Genomic DNA, 16,837 nt, shown 5'->3' with positions numbered 1-16,837 from the left:
TTCCTGGAGGGTTTTGATGTCGACCAGGTCGCTGAGGCGTTTTTGATTGGGCTTCCGGGGTTCGTTGTGATCCATTGCTTCACCTGTTTAGTTTAATCTGTGATTTTTATCAGTATAGCATGATTTTTCTAAAAACAATATCAAATTAAAAGCGTTGTCTTTTGTAAAGATGAAAACAACACAGCGGGGTGAAGCGCTGTGTTGCTGTCGTTTTTGGGAATGCGATTATTTTTCTGGAGCCGTACTTTTTTTGAGATACATCAGCAGCCCGATAAAGCCAACCATAAACCCGCTGAGCAAGCCGCTGATGCCGTTGCCAAGGGCGTTGGCCAGCACTGTTTCGGGGATTGGAACCAGTAACCAGTTCATCAGAAAACTCATGATCAGACCCATGACCCCACCGATTAGTCCGGTCAGTATCGCCTGTTTCATGCGAGTTTTTCGACGCCGTGCCAAGCTTCAAGCATCGGTGTCAATCGCGGATCACCGACCAACATTGAGTTGCCGTTCTCATTCATTAAAACAGGCATCAAAATGAAATTTCCGTATTTTCCATATTGTTTTGCACAGCGAACAGCTTCATCAATGACAGCTTCGGTTGGAGCATCATTATAGCTGACTGGTCCGGAAGAGTCCCAACCCCCTTCAACAATCAGGCGTCCTTTATATTTTTCCATTATCCCTTCAAGATCATTGCTGATCTGGGCGGAACTCCACATTTTAGCCCCCATTTCGACATAATCTCCGACAATTTCTTCACATTTACCACAGGTGTGCTGGGCAAAAATCACACCTCTGGATGTGACGGCTTCAATAATGCGCTGATGAGCTGGCTTGATTACTTCACGATAAACTTTTGGTGACATGAAGAGCCCGTTGGCTGTCGCCAGATCGTCAAAATAAGTGATCATGTCCGGCTGATAAGCATCGATAAAACGATGATGACAGGCAATTTTATAATCAGCAAAAGCGTCAAAGAATTCCTGGCAGGATTCGGGATCTTCCACCAGTGAACAAAGGGCGTTTTCAAAGCCCATAAAGGCGGCCAATCGTTCAAACAAACCGCAGACGCTAAACACATTGACGACCTGTTCCCCGGGAGTAAAATCTGCCATTTCTATTTTTGCAGCTGCTTCAATCCCGAGACTATCGATATTTGGAAATTTAACGTAGTCTTTCCAATCAGCAATATCTTCAAACATGAAATTATTCGGTTCCGGGATAGCACCTTCTTTGGTTACAATCCAATTAACACCAAGAGGATCCAATCCCCCTTGTAAAGGACTATCGGTGATGCCGGTCCCAAACACGCACATTTTATAAACTTCCATCATATTCGGTATAAACTCTGGTTTTCTGCCGTCCAGCATCGCAAAAAAATTCTCTCTCTGATTCATCTTGTATCCTCCCCTTATTTATGCTTTTATTTTTAGTTCTTATCAATTATTTATTACTTAACCAGTTCTTTGGCCTTCACCGCTGCCGACCCGGCATCAGCCGCATAGCCATCAGCCCCGATTTCCGCGGCGAATTCCGGCGTTACCGGCGCGCCGCCGACAATTACTTTGCAGTCGCTCAGGTCACTGGCTTTGATGGTCGCTACCGCTTCTTTTAAGGCGGGCATGGTGGTGGTCAACAGTCCCGAACAGGCGATTAAGGTAACATTATCATTTTCCTTGGCCGCTTCCACAAATTTTTCAGCGGGTACATCCACGCCCAGATCTACCATCGTAAAGCCGGCGCTTTCAATCATCATCGAAACCAGGTTCTTGCCGATATCATGAAGATCTCCGGCGACGGTTCCGATCACGCAGGTTCCCAGTGAGGCGGAGTTATCGCCAGCCATTAAGGGTCGTAACACATCCACCCCTTTGGACATCGCCTTGGCCGCGATCAGCATTTCCGGAACGAAAATTTCGCCGGCCGAGAACTTATCCCCAACTACGCTCATCGAATCCACCATCGCCTGCAGAATATCCGCCGGCTGGCCGCCAGCATCCAACGCTTCCTGGACCGCTGCCCCTACCTTCTTGGATTTACCCGCTTCCACCAATTCTTTGACTTCTGTAATTTTTGACATGCTTTCTTCCTCCTATTATAGTCGATATTATTTAAAGCTCTATTTACAAAACCAACCCAGTACCGACAATTGTTACCTATTGATCGGTACGATGTTCAGTGAACAACCGCTGGTTTGATTTATTATTTTTTTACCGCGCCATGAATGCCCTGGCGGTAAGCCCGGATATATTCGACGCAATATTCGTCTTCCCCCATCAATGCCTCAGTGGCAAAGATAATACCCATTAAATCCCGATCGGTGGGATCAAGGATAGCACTGTCCAGCCCGGCCATCATTGCCATAACGGTAAAGCCCATATTGACCGTTTTGCGGGCCGGCAGGTTAAAGGAAATGTTGCTGATCGCTCCGGTAACGTGGATGGTCGGGTATTGATTCTTAATCTCCCGGATCACCTCGGTCACCACCGCGATTCCCTCTTCCGAGGTGCAGAGCATTTCCACCAGTGGGTCAATGTGCAGTCGCAAGGGGTCAATGCCGTATTCTTTGGCTTTAGCCATAATATCGGCAAACACTTCCAACCGGTCAGTGGCGGTTTTGGGAATGCCCTTGTCACTGTTAAGCAGCGCCACACATTCCCAGCTGGTGTCGGCAATGGCCGCAAAGCCGACATCGACCTTATTGCCTTCCATCGAAACCGAGTTAAAGAGCCCCGGTTTGTTGCAGTATCTCATGGCCGCAATGCAGGTCTGCTCGTTGGGGCTGTCCACTGCAATCGGGGTCTCGGTGACTTCCTGGACGATGTCGATCAGCCATTTCATGGTCTCCAGCTCAACGTTATTCTCGACTGAAGCGCAGACATCGATATAGTCCACCCCGGCCGCCGTCTGAATTCGGGCCAGATGCTTAATATACTCGGCATCCCGCGCCGCAATGGCTTTAGCTGTGGCGGGAATGGCGCCGTTGATTTTTTCTCCGATGATGATCATGTATTGTTCTCCTAATTTCTCTTCATTATTTTTAATTTTCCAGCCCGGCCAGGAGGGGCTCCAATGCCTTAAGGGTTGCCTCACTGACCGCCAGCAGGGCCGGGCCGTCAGGTCCATCACACCATTCAAAAACATAGAGATCTTCGCTGGCGGTTTCGGCCCGGTGGTGATGGTGGTCATGGCAATCACAGCTTTCGCCATGATTATGGTGGAGTCGCTGCTCCCTGGTCAATACATACTGCTTATCACCAAAACTGAAATACTTTATCACATCCATTTTAAAATGGTTGCCGTGTTCATCGCTATAGATCCGGCTTTCGGCTGGCTGGTTTTTATTGGTCATGGCTTTCTCCTTTTTTCTGGGCGCATTCCAGTTGCTCAAAAAGATCAATCAGCCGCGCTTCCAAATCATTCGGGGGAATAGCAAAAACGATCAGCGCAATACTGACTAAAACCCCATTGCTGCCGTCTGCGGCGGCTGGCTGCAGGCGACAACTTACCTGATCACCGGTTGTCGAGATCATCGCGGTCTGTCCCGTTGTTGCAAGAAAGCTTTTGAGATGACCAACAATCCCACCGCGCGCGGCAATCCATTGATTGATTGCCGCAAATTCTTCCTGGATGACGGTATTTAGGGCATTAAAAGATTTCTCCTGAAACACAGTTTCCCCGGCCATGGCCACCGCTCCTTCATGCAAAGTGGTCACAATCTGATAGCTTTTGCGTTTGCTCAATTGCTCACTATTTCTGATTTTGATCTTGTAGTCAGCCATTCTGGATCACCTTAAGCAGCCGTTCATCAATGGGTTTAATTCCACTGATCAGATAGATTGCCGCATCTGAATTCAGTTCCCAGAGGTCAGCTTCAACCTCCCGCAATACGGTTTCCTCCACCAGATCAGTTTTATTAATCAGAATCAGGTGGGCATCATTTAGCTGTCCTTCAATCAGATTTGCCAGCGGCATCCGAATCCGCTGCCAGCGACTGGCGTCAACAAGGGTGACAATCTGGGCGGCAATCCCCAGGTTAGTAAACAGTGATTCGGCGATCTTATCGGGAAAGGCCACTCCGGTCGCTTCGATGATCAGCCATTCCGGATCAACTTCACGTTTTATTTCCTGCACGCCTGACAGCAAATCACTGTTAAGACTGCAGCAGACGCATCCCGAGAAAATGTCCCGGACCGTATAGCCATTGCCCCGCAGCAACTTGTCGTCAATGCCGATCTGGCCGATTTCATTTTCAATGATCGCCACCCGACTCTTTTCACTGCCAGAGGATTGCTGCACCAGATATTGGGCCAGCTGTAACAGCACCGATGTTTTGCCGGATCCCAGAAAACCACCCAGTATCAATATTTTCAAAGCTTTCGCCTCCTGTTCACATTTCTTTTGTATCTTTTATAATGTGTTATCGTATCAGCTCCTTCGTTTTTGTAATATCTGCATTATATCCGAATGAAAACGATGAAGATATGGACGAAATCACATCATTTTATGAAAATTCCCGCTTATTTTCCGGGACAGCATCCGGACATTTTATCAAATGGTAAAATAACGACATCGATTCAAGGAAAGATAGGATTATTCCGACATTTTCGGCCATAAAAAATGACCTGGCGTAAAAATCCAGGTCTTTAATCGTTTAATTTTAAGATTTTATACCGTATTTTTTTGGTGCCATCCTCCCCAGAACCTGTTAAAATGAAACCAGATTAATCTGATAAGCGAGGTGTTTTCTAATGAAGCCTGATTTTGAACTCAACTTTCGACCGCTGTTCGCCCTGGCCCGGGTGTTAACCCTGGTGATGCTGTTGCTGATCCCGCTGCAAATTGTGGTCTTTGTGATTGCTCCGCCGCCGGACACGGTGACCGGTTTTTTTGATCTTTTTCAGCAGCATCCCTTTTTGGGGCTGTTAAGTCTGGATTTTATTTACCTCTTCAACAATGCGATTCTGGTCATCATCTATCTGGCCATCGCGGTGCTGTTGTTCCGGGAAAAACCGGTGACGGTGCTGCTGGCTATCGTCCTCGGCCTGATCGGAATTGCCTGTTACTATCCTTCCAACCCGGCCTTTGAAATGCTGACCCTGAGCAATCTCTATGCCCAGGCGCTGCCCCCGGACCAACCCCTGTATCTGGCCGCCGGCGAAGCAGTGATGGCCGGCTATACCGGAACGGCGTTCAATACTTACTATGTTCTCAACGCCATCGGCCTGTTGCTATTTGCTTATACGTTCCTCCGCAGTCCCGGTTTTAAAAAATCGATCGGTTGGTGGGGTCTGGCTTCCGGCGTTCTGATGATTGTCCCCTCATCGGCGGGTCTGGTCGGGATGATCTTCTCGCTTACGTCACTGATCCCCTGGATGGTTTTTATCGCCTTGCTGATGGGCGTTTTTAAAAAAGCCGCAGCTGAACCCGCGGTTTAATCCGCCCTAGCCAACGGCCCAGGACAACCCCGGCCGCAGGACGGTCTGGGCAACGCGCTCTCGGCACAGACCCTGTTTTTAATAGCAGATACAAACAAGCCCCTGCCACCAGATCATCGTCTGGTGGCAAGGGGCTTGTTTGTGTTTTAATCAATTAGCCGTTACTTCCCCACCGGCCCAATTACCCCGGCCCGGTAGGCCTTGCTGTACTTGCGGCAATGCTTATCCTGACCCAGCAGGGCATAGCTGGCAAAGATGGTGCCCATCATGTCCCGGTTCAGTGGGTCCAGGACCGCTGAGTCCATCCCCGCCGCCATGGCGAAGGCCATCGCGGTTTTGTTGAGCAGTGACCGCAGCGGCATGCCAAAGGAGATATTGCTGATCGCACCGGTCACATGGATGCTCGGATAGAGGGCTTTGATCGCTCGGATCTCCGTCGCCAGATTCAGTAGCGCATTGTTTTCCGTCGACAGCGCCATCACGCAGGGATCAATATGGATCCGATCTGGGGTGATGCCAAATTTGTCAGCCTTTTCGACCATGCTGCGGGTGATTTTGAGCTTGGTGTCCAGATCGCAGGGAATCCCGTTGTTGTCGCAGGTCAGTCCCACCACCTCCCAGCTATTACCAGCCAGCAGCGGTAACAGCACCGCGCACTTGTCCCCTTCTTCCGAGATCGAGTTGAGCAGCCCCGGTTTATTGGCGTATTGAAAAACCGCCTCAATCGCCCGGGGATTGGGACTATCAATACATAACGGCGTTTCCACCGCTTCCTGAACTACGGCCATCAGCCATTTAAGGGTGTCAATCTCATGCTCCGGAGCGGTACTGGCGCAGACGTCAATAAAATCCGCCCCCGCCGCCGCCTGTTTGACCGCCCGGTCGGCAATGAAAGCGGCATCTCGCTTGTCAATCGCCTCCTTAACCGCCGGAATGCTGCCGTTAATTTTTTCTCCGATTATAATCATAATTGCTCCTTCTTGCTGTGTCTTAAATCAGCAGGTTCATGTAAAAATCAAAGGCTTCATGGCTGAACCGCTCAAAATTGGCCCGGGCAAAATCCGGGGTCAGCGGATAGCTTTGTTTAAATGTTTCCCAGTCGAATAAATATTGAGACTGGGGCTTGGGCACCAGGCGCTCATCATAGACAAAGCCTTCGCTGTTTAGCGGTGTACCAAAAGCGGCGCCGGGGTTTTCGTAAGCGGCATGGTCGCGGATGTATTCGGTTAAGGCGGCCAGAGTTTCCAGATTCACTTCCTTCAGGGTTAGCGGGTTTTTGTCAAAGCCAAACAGATAACCGCCGCCGGGGAGCATAATATCCAGGAAGGCTTTGGCCCGGTCAACAATCTGGGCCGGCGTATCGGTCTTCAGTGAGGCACTGGGGAATAACCCGGTCAGCAGGAATTTTTTACCCAGCTTATCTTTGACGGTCTGGGGATCGCCGTATTCAAAAGCCAGCTGACAACCCGCCGGGATTTCCGACAGCAGGATATCCAGATAACGGCTCCAATCGTGTTCACAGAACATATTGGGACGGGCGCCTACCGCGGCAAACTGCTGCAGCATCGTTTTATAAGAAGGCAGATAGATCTCCACAAAATCCTTTTCCCGCATAAAGGTTGGCATATGCAATGGAATAAAGACCGATCCCTGGGGATGGATATTGCCCGGCAAACCCCAATGATAGAGCAGCGGCATCACCGCTGCGGCGGCTTCCTGAAGCTGGGTTTTATGACGACGGACATCCATGCTGATGCCGGAAAAGCTGCGCAGCTGATCGGCAATAAAGTCCAGCGGGGCTTCGGTGAAATTAAAGGAGCCCAAGGGACTGCCGGGATAATAGCCATGAGTCTGGATCAATTCAAAAAAGGTCGGCAAAAAGGCCATTTCGTCATTTTGCAGGGCCAGCTTACCCATCTGAATAGCGGTGGCCATCTTAATCGGGTTCTGGGGATCGAGGTTTTTATGCTGCCGCGGGATGACGGTTTCGACCAGAAAATCAAAAGTATTGTCAATTAATTGCGGATACTCATCAGCCAGCATTCCGACCACCTCCGGATGCTGGACAAAACCGCCATTACCCATCACAAAGGACTGGGAGCCATAGAGCTGATACATCGACGGAGTCCGGGACAGCAGAAATTAGCCGGTGCCACCAGACAGGAATCGGAATAGATTTTAGCACACAGCTCCCGGGCCGGATCGGCCATTTTGCCATAATCAAACTGAAAATCGAACAGGTTCTGACCACCATATTCAGCCACCAGATGCTGGGGCAGGGTCAGCCCGATCGGCATCCGCTCAGGAATCGTGTTGGTATAATAATCACTGTACAGTTTACCCCGTTGCTGTTGTAAAGCTAAAATATCACTCATTTTTTTCCTCCACTAAATTAGATAGATTTTGAACAAAAGTAATTTTGCTACCGGTTTCCCCGATCGACCGTTAAAGGTTTACATCGTTACCGCTATCATAACAAATTTTAAAGCGCCCTTCTGTCTCGCAAAAGACATAAGGACGCTTATTTTTGTAAATATTATTTATTTTAAGAAAGTTTAAATGTTTTCTGAACAAAATTGCCGCAGTTTTTCGATGTTTGTCACCATTATCTGGTTTCGTTGGGTATCGATGACTTTTTCTTCGCGCAGCACCTTGAGATATTTGGCCACATTGGCCCGGTTCAGACCGACAAATTCGGCAATCGCCTGCTGCGAAAAGGGAATCCGCTGGTCATGATCGTTGGTGTTTTTTAAATAGATATAAAAAAAATTGCAGATTTTTTCCATCCCGGTGGAAAACAACTGGTTGGCTAATTCCTGTCCATTTAACGAAACCAGTTTGATATAGGCGCGATACATGGCGATGTTCAAGGCCGGATTGGTATTGACATACTGCTCAAAGCCAACCCGGTTAAAGACATAGACTTCCAGATCGGTCACGGCGGTAAAGGCAAAGGATCGCATCATGTCAATCTCGCCGGGAAAATACAGCGGCGCCAGATAACCCTTACCGTAAAACGACGAAGTTTTGATATTTCCGGATTCATGAATAAAAGACCCGGACATCGTCCCACTGGTGATGTAATACATCTCATCCATCGGCTCCCCAAAGCCGTTGACCGGTTCGTTTTTATGATAGCGCCGGACCGCACTTTTAATCTCGGCGAAATAATCTTCAAACGCCGAAAAATCATCGGCAAAATAATATTGCAGCTCCATCGCGCCTGCCTTTCATCTAAAACTGTTTCTTCACACTTTTATCGTATCTTTTTCTGGTTTATCTGTCAACTTTAATCTCTTCAACAAAACCTTGAAGATAAACGTCTACTCACCGCCGCCACACCACAATCCGGACAATCCGCGGCCGGTTGTAGCGCTGGGCAATCACACAGGGCAGATTAACGGCCAGGGCAAAGATCAGCATATCAAGAATCACGATCGGCGGCGTAAAAAAACCGAACACCCAGAAAGGCAGCAGCGCCAGCCAGTGGATCATTTCGGCCCGGCAGGATTCCAGCAGGTATTTGTCAAGATTGTCTTTTTCAAAACTGACCAGCTTTTTCTTTTCAAAACCGCCTTTCACCAGCGATCCCCCATCGGGCAGGTATTTTTTCCAGCGCCGCACCCGGAACCACTTTTGATAGATCTCGCCATCTCTTTCCCAGCGATGAGCCCGATAGAACCAGGCGGCGTAGTCAAAAAAACGATCCGGCAAGCGGGTGCAGATCAGGGCCGCAGCAACCATCAGCAACGGCCAGACAATAAAACACAGCAGAATGGTCAGCCCCTGGGGCAGAAAAATAATTTGCATGCGCTGCTCCTCTCTTATTTATCCAGTCTAATTTCCCGGTCTTTCCATATCACCGGGCGCCCCAAGATTTTTTTAGCCAGCGACCGCAAAAAGATCAGCAGGTAAAAAAGCAGCAGCAGCGGATAACAGACGATGTCAATCATAGAAAAACTGCCAATATGCCGGGCGATGCGGTGTAGTTCCAGCACCCAGATGCCATAGCCGGCGGCCAATATGGCACTCCACAACCACTGCTGCCAGACCAGACTGAGCACCAGATAAAGCGGTGCCGAGGCACTGGCGGTGATCCAGAAAAAGACCAGCACGAGAATCAGCAGCGGTGTTTTTGCCACCCCGGCGGCCTGGTTTTTGGTCCAGCCCTGAATCAGCTGCCGCAATCCGCCGCCATACATCCGATAGGAAACGTCCTGATCCCCCAGAAATAAGGCAAAGGGAATATTCTTTTCGCGCAGTTTTTCGCCTAGCGCCATATCATCGACAATGCTGTCTTTAATGGCGGCATGACCCCCGACGGCCTGATAATCGGTCCGGCTGATTACGATCACCGGGCCATAGAGGCCGATCTGATAAGGATGGCTACTTTTTTCATTTTTTTGTTTTTTATTTTTTTGCGCTTGTTGTTTTTGATCATTGCTTGGCTTGTTTTGATCGCGTCCCACCGGTAAGCCCAGGCCATTGGCGCCCATCTGGAGGCAATTAAAAAAAAGCGACAACGCCTCGGTTTTGTTCTCAATCTGATGATAGGGCATCACCGAGACCACCCGGCCGGTGCTTTGATGGGCCTTTAACAGCTTGCCGATCCCGGTCGGACTCAGCCGCACATCGGCGTCCAGAAATAACAGTAGCGTCCCGCTGGCGGCCGCCCCGCCCTGCTGACAGGCCCAGGACTTGCCCAGCCAGCCGGCTGGTTTTGGGGCGGCCGTGATCAGGGTGACCCCGGCCGCGGTGGCAATTTCAGCGGTTTGATCGGTAGACCCGTCATCGACGCAGATAATTTCGTGAATCTCAAGCGTCTGGTTTTTTAAATCGCCCAGCAGCAGGGCCAGGTTCTGTTCTTCGTTCCGGGCCGGGATGATAATCGACAACCGGGGCCTTTTATTGCCCTGGTCTTGGGGATCAGCTTGCTCCAGTCCGGGAAAGCGATAAAAGAGCACCCAGCTGGCCGCCAGTCCCAGCCCAATCATGACCCCGACGACAATCATCAGCGGCCCTCCTGATCGGTATCGGCATGCTCCACTCGTCCCTGTTTGACCAGCCGCTTAATGACCCCATCCGCCGCCAGCTTACCGGTCAGAATCGACACTGGCAGCCCCGAGGGACTAAAAGTCCATTGCCCGGCCTGATAAATATGGGGCAGCGGGGTCTCAATGGTTTTGGCAATTTTGCGGAAAACACTGACCGCCGGTAATTTTCCAGCGGTCGCCTCGTCGCGAAAGGCCCAGCCGGTGATGGCTCCGTCCAGATTTCCAGTGAGCCGCTCAATTGTCACGGGGGTGGAACTGAAGCGCTGTTCAACCTGTTCGGTCAAACCGGGAAAAACGCTGTTTTCCAGCACCGTCAGGATCTGCTCTTCGCACAAGGCTTTAAAGTCCAGATACCAGCCGGCTTCGTCAATGGCTTTAACCAGCCGGTAATCCATCAAGGTGCTGACAATCACCCCGGTTTTCCCGGCTGGGGCCAGGGCCGGATCCCGGAGCACCGGGCTGGAAATCTCATAGGTGGTCAGGGCCAGATATTCCCGGACCCAGTCTTCCAGGGCCGTCCGCTGCTGCGCTGCCGACCGGTCCGGATCGGCCAGCACGGACTGCCAGGCTTCCGCCTGAATCGCCGAAAGACCGGCCTTGCTGGGCGTGTAAAAACAATGGGGGCCACAGCGCCGGGCAAAATAAGCTGGCTCCAAATTAACCCCAAGATAGAGGGTCAAGATCGAGTCGCCGCCGCGATTTTCGCGGATCTTTTGTTGCTGTTCCCGGACCCGGTGGCCGGGTTCACCTGGTATCGAAAAATCAACGACATCATAAAGCGTCTTCATATCCCCACACCAGATCAGTTCACGATAGCTGAAGCTGCGGCCATCCCGGGTGGTCACCCGCTGCGCCTTCGTATCGATCTGGCTGATTTCAGTGCCCAGGGCCAGCTCGCCCTGATGAGCAGCAATAAAATCACTCAGTGCCGTCACCAGCCTCCCGGTACCGCCGATGGGATAGCTGTAATCGCTGTATAAACCAAAATAGCTCAGCGCAAAAAAAGTCGGCATCTTTTCAAAAAAATGTTGAATAATCACATCAATCAAGGCCTGATTTTTGGTAAAGCTGAGCAGATAGGTTTCAATCGGCTCGTCAAGCTTCTGGGCTTTGCGGATATTCACCTGATATTTAAGCAACCATGGCAGCAGCGTTTTAAACAGATAGGCCTTATCCATGGTCAGATCCATAAACAGCGGGTTTTCAATGCCGTAGAGCACCTCCATGTAACCGGTAATCTTGCGGATTTCGTCGATAATGGCCGCAATTTCGGCTTGATAATCGGGAAATTTCGTACTCAGCATGGCGGCGTAAGCAGGAAGGCTTTCCACCCCTTCTAAGGTCATCTGGGTATCTTCAATACCGATGACGACCGGATTCTTGACAAACTCCAGCGCAATCCCCAGCTGCTTCAGCATCGGAAAAACAATGCCGGAGTTTTCAAAGGCCCGGATCCCGGCGTCAAAGGTAAAGCCCTGACGGGTGAAACTCCCTACCAGCCCCCCGGGGTGGTCGCTTTTCTCACACAGCAGGGTATGATAGCCGGCTTTAGTGAGATAGGCGGCGCTGGTCAAGCCGGCTATTCCGGCGCCAACCACAATCACATCGTAAAAGCTCTCCGAATTCGCCATTCCATTTGCTTCCTCTTTTTTCAAATCCTTCATCATAACCACCTCCCTCTACCCCAGCAACCCAGCGATCACCGCCTGGATTTCCACCGGCTGGCCATTTCTGGTATTTTGAATGCAGCGGCTTTCACAGGCGGTCAGATCCAGGGGCGCTGTTTCAATTTTGATCTGGTGTTCCTCGCAATAGGCGTCCAGCCGTTTTCTGGCGCCAACCAGATTCCCCACCGTAACCCGGCGCATGATCCCCCGGATATCCAGATTCCGGCCCTGAACCTGCATCCCGATGGAACAATAAGGATGCTCACAATATTCACAACGGGCGGCTTTCTGCATCAGGCTGCGGATTTCAGCCGGAACATCGGCATAGAGTTTTGAGGCGGTCACCGGCTTAGTCAGGATCCGTACCATGTTCTTTCGCTCCGGCTGATAGACATAGGGCCGCAGTCCCCGTTTCTTCAGCACCGCATTGGCCGCCGCAATCCCCGTGGTGGTCACCGTTGGGGTACCGGTGCCCATCACCGTGGATTCGCCGCAGCAAAACAGATTATCCCATTCGGTCCGGGTATGGAGCCGCTTAAACATATGCTGGCCCAGCATCTGTTTGGGACCGGCCACGGCGCCGCCGTTTTTATTGGTATAACGCTCAATCGTCCGGGGGGTGGCCAGTTCAGCGTAACGGATCGCTTGACCAAAGCCCGGAAAGCGGTTTTCCAGGACCCCGATCAGCCGGGCTTGTTCCAGCTCTTTTCGGGCCAGATAATCCGCGGCCTCCCCCTGCTGCCAGTTTTCAAAGCTGGGTCCGATGGCCAGTACCACATGGCTGGTTTCATCACAAAGGGTCTGGTCGTCAAGACTGGAAATGTAGATGGTCACCTCGCTCTCATCAAGATGATCGGGGTTGCCCACCAGCATCTCCACCGGCTGGGTATCCGGCGGGATCACGGCTTTGTCAACCCGGGCATAGAGCACCACACTGGGATAGGTGGGCACCTGTCGGGCGGCCCAGCGGGCCCGGGCCAGATTCAAGTTGGGCCGGTCGATGAGCTTGCCATAGAGATTCCAGACCGTTCCCGAATAGATCAGATCCCGGCCGAATATTTTTTCACCACTACTCAGGGCCACCCCCACCGGCCGGTTATGTTCAAAAAGAATCCCGGTAACTTCTGTTTCCAGCACCATCGTGCCACGGTTTTCTTCAATCACCTGCTCCAGCTTGCCGGGCAAAAATAGGGTCGATCCGGCGGGATAATAGCTGCCGCCCACATGGTTATCGACAAACATCACCGCCGCCAGTACCGCCGGGGCTTCTTCCAGAGTCGCATAACAGTAGGTGGAGGTAATCTTATCAAAAAATTTGAAAATCTCCGGATCGCGGAAATAATTTTCCAGCAAACTGCGGGCGCTTTTATTTAAATAGCCCAGAAACCGGGCATAGGACAGCGGATGTTTAATCAGGCTTGTCAGAACCCCCCGGGCTTCGGTTTCATCCGGCGTGGTATAAGTGGGATTGGCGACCATCACATCACCATACATTTTCTCCAGATCCCGGTAAAAGCGCCGGATATTGGCTTGTTCCGACGGAAAAACCGTACCCAGCTGGGCCGCAAAATCATCGATGTCGGCCCCGAAGCGAATCACGTGACCCTTGAAATGCATGCAGTACAGCAGGTCGTGCTTGACCACCTCAATCGGTTGTTCCAGACAATTAAAAACAAAGCGATGGGCATTAAAACCCGCCTCTCCAAAGCCGAACAGCATCGCCGCGCCAATATCGAAGGTCACCCCATGACGTTTAAAAACCCCGCAGGAACCGCCGGGATTATAGCTTTTTTCAATTACTGCCACCTTTAATCCGCTTTTCGCCAGCAGACTCCCGGCCGTCAGCCCGGACAATCCCCCGCCAATAATAATCGCATCAAATTCCATTACTATTCCCTCTTTTGCGCTCATTTTATTTTGTTTATCATTCTTATTCAATTATACCCCGAATCATTATAATTACAACCTGAGAACGGATCATTTTTTTTGATATCTTCAGCAGTTATTGTTTATTCTGACTCTCAACAGGTATAATAAAACCATCCCTGTGTCAAGCATCATGGTCACGTTTTACCATTTTACAATCACCTGATCCCCAATTTATCACCGGAGGTAGCAATGATATTATACGGATTCAACCCCAATCAAATGATCCCCACGGCCCAGGCCCTGCGGCAGAAAGGCAAAGCCGCCCGGGCTGTTGTCAGCTTTGCCGACCAGAGCACCTTTATTCCCGTTGACCGGGATGTTAATGCCATGATCGATGAACAAAACCGCACCCGGCTTCCCGAACTGCTCGAGCTGCGCCGAGAACGGATGTCGGCGTCCCCTTTTACCTTTTACCGGGGTACCGCCCTGATCATGGCCCATGACCTCTCCCATCAGGCGATCACCGGGGCGCCGCTGATTATCTGTGGTGATGCCCACATTAACAATTTTGGTCTATATGCCTCCCCCGAACGACGGCTGGTTTTTGACCTCAACGATTTTGACGAGGCCGCCCCCGGCCCCTGGGAATGGGATCTCAAACGACTTGTCACCAGCATTATCCTCTGCGGCGAAGACCTGGGCCTGCGCGATGATCAAGTCAAGGAGGCCGCCACCAAAGCTGCCCTCCATTACCGCTATGAACTCCGCAAACTGCTGGAAGCCAGCTCTTTAAAACGCTATTACAGCAGTATCGGCGAAACTGATATTCTGGACTCTGCATCCCCCAAAAATAAAGAGACCTATAAAAAGGTCATTAAAAAAGCCAAAAGCCGAAGCTCGGCCCAGGTAATTTCGAAAATGACCCAAAATGACGCTTATGGCCGCCGCGTTTTCAGCGAAAATCCCCCGGTTCTTACCCACCTCGATGCCGCCCTGGCTGGCGATGTTCAAACCGCCTTTGAAGCTTATAAGCAAACCGTCCGGCCGGACATTGCCCTGCTGTTATCGCAGCACCTCTTAACTGACGTGGCCCGACGGGTTGTCGGGGTCGGCAGTGTCGGAACCCGTTGCTATCTGCTGGTGTTAACCTGTGAAAACGCCAGCCACCTGGTGCTCCAGATCAAAGAAGCTTCGCAATCGGTAGTATCCCGCTATAATCCCATTGTCGGCTCCCCGCTGGGAAATCTTAACCCCGAAAAAAACAATGGCCGACGGGTCACCACCTATCAGCAGATCCTGCAGGCCTATTCGGATCCTTTTCTGGGTCATTTTCAGGCCAACGGCCGGGATTTTTACGTGCGCCAATTCCGGGATATGAAGGGCTCCTTTGAAATGAATGAACTCACCAGCCAGGGCTTCCTGGATTACGTGGAAGGCTGTGGCCTGCTGCTGGCCCGGGCCCACGCCCAAAGTCCCAATGCCAATTATGTAGCCGGCTACATGGGCAAGTCCGATGCCTTCGAAAAAGCCATCGTCAAATGGTGTTATCACTATTCCCGCCAGGTTTATCAGGATTATGAGAAATTTGTCCGCTAAACGAATCTCACATAAAAAAGAAAGCACCTGCTTAATAGGTGATTTCCAACGCTTTAATGGCCTCATATAAAAATCCGTTCACCGGGGTATCAATGCCATGTTTCTCGCCCAGCCGGTTCACTGCCGTTAAAACCCCAGTAAATCCAGCACCTTTTCATCCACATGGCGATTCTCGCCGACAAAGGGATAATTGTGAATATGCAGGGCCGGGTTAAAGTTCAGTTCAATAATACTATAATTCTGATCATCAGGGGTTTTATAAATATCCTCGATAATGATATCGGCACCGCAGATTTTAGCGCCCACGGCCTGAGCCGCCGCCACCGCAATGGCCTTGTAATCGGCAATGATATCATCGGTAAAGTCGATGCTGTCGCCACCGGTGCTGATATTGGAGTTTTCCCGGAGATAGACGGTTTCGCCCGGTTCTGGAATGGTCGCGATGGATTTATCCTGTTCGCTGAGAAAGGCCAATTCGGTGTGATCCAACCGAAGCTTTTCCAGCGGTGACACATAGCCCTTGCCCCGGAGCGGATTCTGGTTTTTTTGGGCCACCAACTCGGCAATCGTATGAACCCCGTCGCCCACCACATTGGCCGGCACCCGATGCAGAATTCCCACCACCGCATCGCCGATAACCAGAAAGCGATACTCTTTGCCCGGCACAAATTCTTCAATCAGCACTGAAGTATCATGGGTAAAGGCCTGGATCACCGCCAGATGGTAGCATTTTTCACACTGGAGATTTTTATGAATCACAATCCCAATCCCAAAATTTGAGGATTTAGGCTTGACCACAATATCTTTACCCCGGAATTCTTGATAATGAGCCATGGCTTCAGTTGCCGACTTAACCATGATCCCCGCCGGCACCCGAATGCCCTGCTCCCGGAGCACCAGCTTGGTGACTTCTTTATTCTCCATGATCAGCGGGGCAATATAGGTATCCGCCGATGTTCGGGTGGCCTGCTTGATGTACTCGGTTTTATCACCTTTTTTCAGGCGGATAAAATTATCTTCAAGATCCAGAATCACAACCTCAATCCCTCTTTGCTTTGCCGCGTTAATCAGCATCGCCGTCGACAATTCTAAGCCGTCATATTGATTTTCTAACATAAAGGTCGCCTCCTGAAATAATTTATATTTAAGATTTTCTCTCAGTATAACCCGATCGTCTCTCCCTGAACAACGTTTTTTTCTCATTTCATTTATC

At 50.7% G+C, this 16,837-nt stretch carries 19 protein-coding genes; 2 read left to right on the top strand and 17 right to left on the bottom strand.

The window, feature by feature from the left end; translation table 11 throughout:
* Window positions 1-225: 225 nt before the first annotated feature.
* From ACEW8F_RS09625 to ACEW8F_RS09595, 7 genes are all read right to left on the bottom strand, one after another.
* Window positions 226-432, bottom strand: a complete 207-nt coding sequence (locus tag ACEW8F_RS09625; protein WP_373483259.1) for a hypothetical protein — start codon at window positions 430-432, stop codon at window positions 226-228.
* Complete coding sequence (locus ACEW8F_RS09620; RefSeq protein WP_373483258.1) at window positions 429-1,397, bottom strand: uroporphyrinogen decarboxylase family protein; 969 nt, start codon at window positions 1,395-1,397, stop codon at window positions 429-431. Before ACEW8F_RS09620 ends, ACEW8F_RS09625 begins: the two co-directional genes overlap by 4 nt.
* Window positions 1,398-1,450: 53 nt before the next feature.
* On the bottom strand, window positions 1,451-2,080 hold the full coding sequence (locus ACEW8F_RS09615; protein WP_373483257.1) for a corrinoid protein: 630 nt from the start codon (window positions 2,078-2,080) through the stop codon (window positions 1,451-1,453).
* A gap of 122 nt (window positions 2,081-2,202) precedes the next feature.
* Entirely contained in the window at window positions 2,203-3,009 is an 807-nt protein-coding gene (locus ACEW8F_RS09610) for a methyltetrahydrofolate cobalamin methyltransferase (protein WP_373483256.1), read from the bottom strand.
* A gap of 31 nt (window positions 3,010-3,040) precedes the next feature.
* Window positions 3,041-3,352, bottom strand: coding sequence for a DUF1292 domain-containing protein (locus ACEW8F_RS09605; RefSeq protein ID WP_373483255.1), 312 nt, complete (start codon window positions 3,350-3,352; stop codon window positions 3,041-3,043).
* Window positions 3,342-3,782: a hypothetical protein gene (locus ACEW8F_RS09600; RefSeq protein WP_373483254.1), complete on the bottom strand. Its 441-nt coding sequence runs from the start codon at window positions 3,780-3,782 to the stop codon at window positions 3,342-3,344. Before ACEW8F_RS09600 ends, ACEW8F_RS09605 begins: the two co-directional genes overlap by 11 nt.
* Entirely contained in the window at window positions 3,775-4,374 is a 600-nt protein-coding gene (locus ACEW8F_RS09595) for a GTP-binding protein (protein WP_373483253.1), read from the bottom strand. The genes ACEW8F_RS09600 and ACEW8F_RS09595 overlap by 8 nt, the downstream gene beginning before the upstream one ends.
* A gap of 377 nt (window positions 4,375-4,751) precedes the next feature.
* Here ACEW8F_RS09595 and ACEW8F_RS09590 point away from each other — a divergent pair, with 377 nt between their 5' ends.
* Window positions 4,752-5,438 (top strand): hypothetical protein, encoded by a 687-nt coding sequence (locus ACEW8F_RS09590; RefSeq protein WP_373483252.1) that lies wholly within the window; start codon window positions 4,752-4,754, stop codon window positions 5,436-5,438.
* A 161-nt stretch (window positions 5,439-5,599) separates the two neighbouring features.
* Here the strand turns inward: ACEW8F_RS09590 and ACEW8F_RS09585 are convergent, their stop codons facing one another.
* The 8 genes from ACEW8F_RS09585 to ACEW8F_RS09550 form a co-directional block, all read right to left on the bottom strand.
* The gene (locus tag ACEW8F_RS09585; protein WP_373483251.1) at window positions 5,600-6,406 is read right to left on the bottom strand and encodes a methyltetrahydrofolate cobalamin methyltransferase; all 807 of its coding nucleotides are present in this window, start codon (window positions 6,404-6,406) and stop codon (window positions 5,600-5,602) included.
* A 22-nt stretch (window positions 6,407-6,428) separates the two neighbouring features.
* Window positions 6,429-7,556 carry a hypothetical protein gene (locus tag ACEW8F_RS09580; RefSeq protein ID WP_373483250.1) on the bottom strand — a complete coding sequence of 376 codons (1,128 nt, stop codon included), beginning with the start codon at window positions 7,554-7,556 and terminating at the stop codon, window positions 6,429-6,431.
* Window positions 7,523-7,813, bottom strand: a complete 291-nt coding sequence (locus ACEW8F_RS09575) for a hypothetical protein (protein WP_373483249.1) — start codon at window positions 7,811-7,813, stop codon at window positions 7,523-7,525. The genes ACEW8F_RS09580 and ACEW8F_RS09575 overlap by 34 nt, the downstream gene beginning before the upstream one ends.
* Window positions 7,814-7,993: 180 nt before the next feature.
* Complete coding sequence (locus ACEW8F_RS09570; protein WP_373483248.1) at window positions 7,994-8,656, bottom strand: Crp/Fnr family transcriptional regulator; 663 nt, start codon at window positions 8,654-8,656, stop codon at window positions 7,994-7,996.
* 109 nt (window positions 8,657-8,765) lie between these two features.
* Entirely contained in the window at window positions 8,766-9,248 is a 483-nt protein-coding gene (locus ACEW8F_RS09565) for a hypothetical protein (RefSeq protein WP_373483247.1), read from the bottom strand.
* 14 nt (window positions 9,249-9,262) lie between these two features.
* Window positions 9,263-10,450: a glycosyltransferase gene (locus tag ACEW8F_RS09560; protein ID WP_373483246.1), complete on the bottom strand. Its 1,188-nt coding sequence runs from the start codon at window positions 10,448-10,450 to the stop codon at window positions 9,263-9,265.
* Window positions 10,450-12,159: a phytoene desaturase family protein gene (locus ACEW8F_RS09555; protein WP_373483245.1), complete on the bottom strand. Its 1,710-nt coding sequence runs from the start codon at window positions 12,157-12,159 to the stop codon at window positions 10,450-10,452. The genes ACEW8F_RS09560 and ACEW8F_RS09555 overlap by 1 nt, the downstream gene beginning before the upstream one ends.
* 12 nt (window positions 12,160-12,171) lie before the next feature.
* On the bottom strand, window positions 12,172-14,046 hold the full coding sequence (locus ACEW8F_RS09550) for an FAD-dependent oxidoreductase (protein ID WP_373483244.1): 1,875 nt from the start codon (window positions 14,044-14,046) through the stop codon (window positions 12,172-12,174).
* A gap of 231 nt (window positions 14,047-14,277) precedes the next feature.
* On the opposite strand from ACEW8F_RS09550, the gene ACEW8F_RS09545 reads away from it, so the two are divergent.
* The gene (locus ACEW8F_RS09545) at window positions 14,278-15,624 is read left to right on the top strand and encodes a DUF2252 domain-containing protein (RefSeq protein ID WP_373483243.1); all 1,347 of its coding nucleotides are present in this window, start codon (window positions 14,278-14,280) and stop codon (window positions 15,622-15,624) included.
* A 31-nt stretch (window positions 15,625-15,655) separates the two neighbouring features.
* Here the strand turns inward: ACEW8F_RS09545 and ACEW8F_RS09540 are convergent, their stop codons facing one another.
* Both ACEW8F_RS09540 and gshAB read right to left on the bottom strand, forming a co-directional pair.
* Window positions 15,656-15,745, bottom strand: a complete 90-nt coding sequence (locus tag ACEW8F_RS09540; RefSeq protein WP_373483242.1) for a hypothetical protein — start codon at window positions 15,743-15,745, stop codon at window positions 15,656-15,658.
* Between the two features lie 5 nt (window positions 15,746-15,750).
* Window positions 15,751-16,827, bottom strand: a complete 1,077-nt coding sequence (gene gshAB / locus ACEW8F_RS09535; protein WP_373483241.1) for a bifunctional glutamate--cysteine ligase GshA/glutathione synthetase GshB — start codon at window positions 16,825-16,827, stop codon at window positions 15,751-15,753.
* Between the last annotated feature and the right edge of the window lie 10 nt (window positions 16,828-16,837).

This window comes from Acetobacterium sp., assembly GCF_041752335.1.
Taxonomy (GTDB): Bacteria; Bacillota; Clostridia; order Eubacteriales; family Eubacteriaceae; genus Acetobacterium.
Note: the sequence above shows the minus strand (reverse complement) of the source record. Positions and strands in the feature narration are given on the sequence as shown.

What these genes read in the sequence shown, in the direction of transcription:
- ACEW8F_RS09560 (WP_373483246.1), bottom strand. Translation starts at nt 10,450, where the DNA reads ATGATTGTCGTCGGGGTCATGATTGGGCTGGGACTGGCGGCCAGCTGG.
- ACEW8F_RS09590 (WP_373483252.1), top strand. Translation starts at nt 4,752, where the DNA reads ATGAAGCCTGATTTTGAACTCAACTTTCGACCGCTGTTCGCCCTGGCC.
- ACEW8F_RS09575 (WP_373483249.1), bottom strand. Translation starts at nt 7,813, where the DNA reads ATGAGTGATATTTTAGCTTTACAACAGCAACGGGGTAAACTGTACAGT.
- gshAB (WP_373483241.1), bottom strand. Translation starts at nt 16,827, where the DNA reads ATGAGAAAAAAACGTTGTTCAGGGAGAGACGATCGGGTTATACTGAGA.
- ACEW8F_RS09545 (WP_373483243.1), top strand. Translation starts at nt 14,278, where the DNA reads ATGATATTATACGGATTCAACCCCAATCAAATGATCCCCACGGCCCAG.
- ACEW8F_RS09565 (WP_373483247.1), bottom strand. Translation starts at nt 9,248, where the DNA reads ATGCAAATTATTTTTCTGCCCCAGGGGCTGACCATTCTGCTGTGTTTT.
- ACEW8F_RS09615 (WP_373483257.1), bottom strand. Translation starts at nt 2,080, where the DNA reads ATGTCAAAAATTACAGAAGTCAAAGAATTGGTGGAAGCGGGTAAATCC.
- ACEW8F_RS09570 (WP_373483248.1), bottom strand. Translation starts at nt 8,656, where the DNA reads ATGGAGCTGCAATATTATTTTGCCGATGATTTTTCGGCGTTTGAAGAT.
- ACEW8F_RS09605 (WP_373483255.1), bottom strand. Translation starts at nt 3,352, where the DNA reads ATGACCAATAAAAACCAGCCAGCCGAAAGCCGGATCTATAGCGATGAA.
- ACEW8F_RS09610 (WP_373483256.1), bottom strand. Translation starts at nt 3,009, where the DNA reads ATGATCATCATCGGAGAAAAAATCAACGGCGCCATTCCCGCCACAGCT.
- ACEW8F_RS09555 (WP_373483245.1), bottom strand. Translation starts at nt 12,159, where the DNA reads ATGATGAAGGATTTGAAAAAAGAGGAAGCAAATGGAATGGCGAATTCG.
- ACEW8F_RS09585 (WP_373483251.1), bottom strand. Translation starts at nt 6,406, where the DNA reads ATGATTATAATCGGAGAAAAAATTAACGGCAGCATTCCGGCGGTTAAG.
- ACEW8F_RS09600 (WP_373483254.1), bottom strand. Translation starts at nt 3,782, where the DNA reads ATGGCTGACTACAAGATCAAAATCAGAAATAGTGAGCAATTGAGCAAA.
- ACEW8F_RS09625 (WP_373483259.1), bottom strand. Translation starts at nt 432, where the DNA reads ATGAAACAGGCGATACTGACCGGACTAATCGGTGGGGTCATGGGTCTG.
- ACEW8F_RS09550 (WP_373483244.1), bottom strand. Translation starts at nt 14,046, where the DNA reads ATGGAATTTGATGCGATTATTATTGGCGGGGGATTGTCCGGGCTGACG.
- ACEW8F_RS09580 (WP_373483250.1), bottom strand. Translation starts at nt 7,556, where the DNA reads ATGTATCAGCTCTATGGCTCCCAGTCCTTTGTGATGGGTAATGGCGGT.
- ACEW8F_RS09620 (WP_373483258.1), bottom strand. Translation starts at nt 1,397, where the DNA reads ATGAATCAGAGAGAGAATTTTTTTGCGATGCTGGACGGCAGAAAACCA.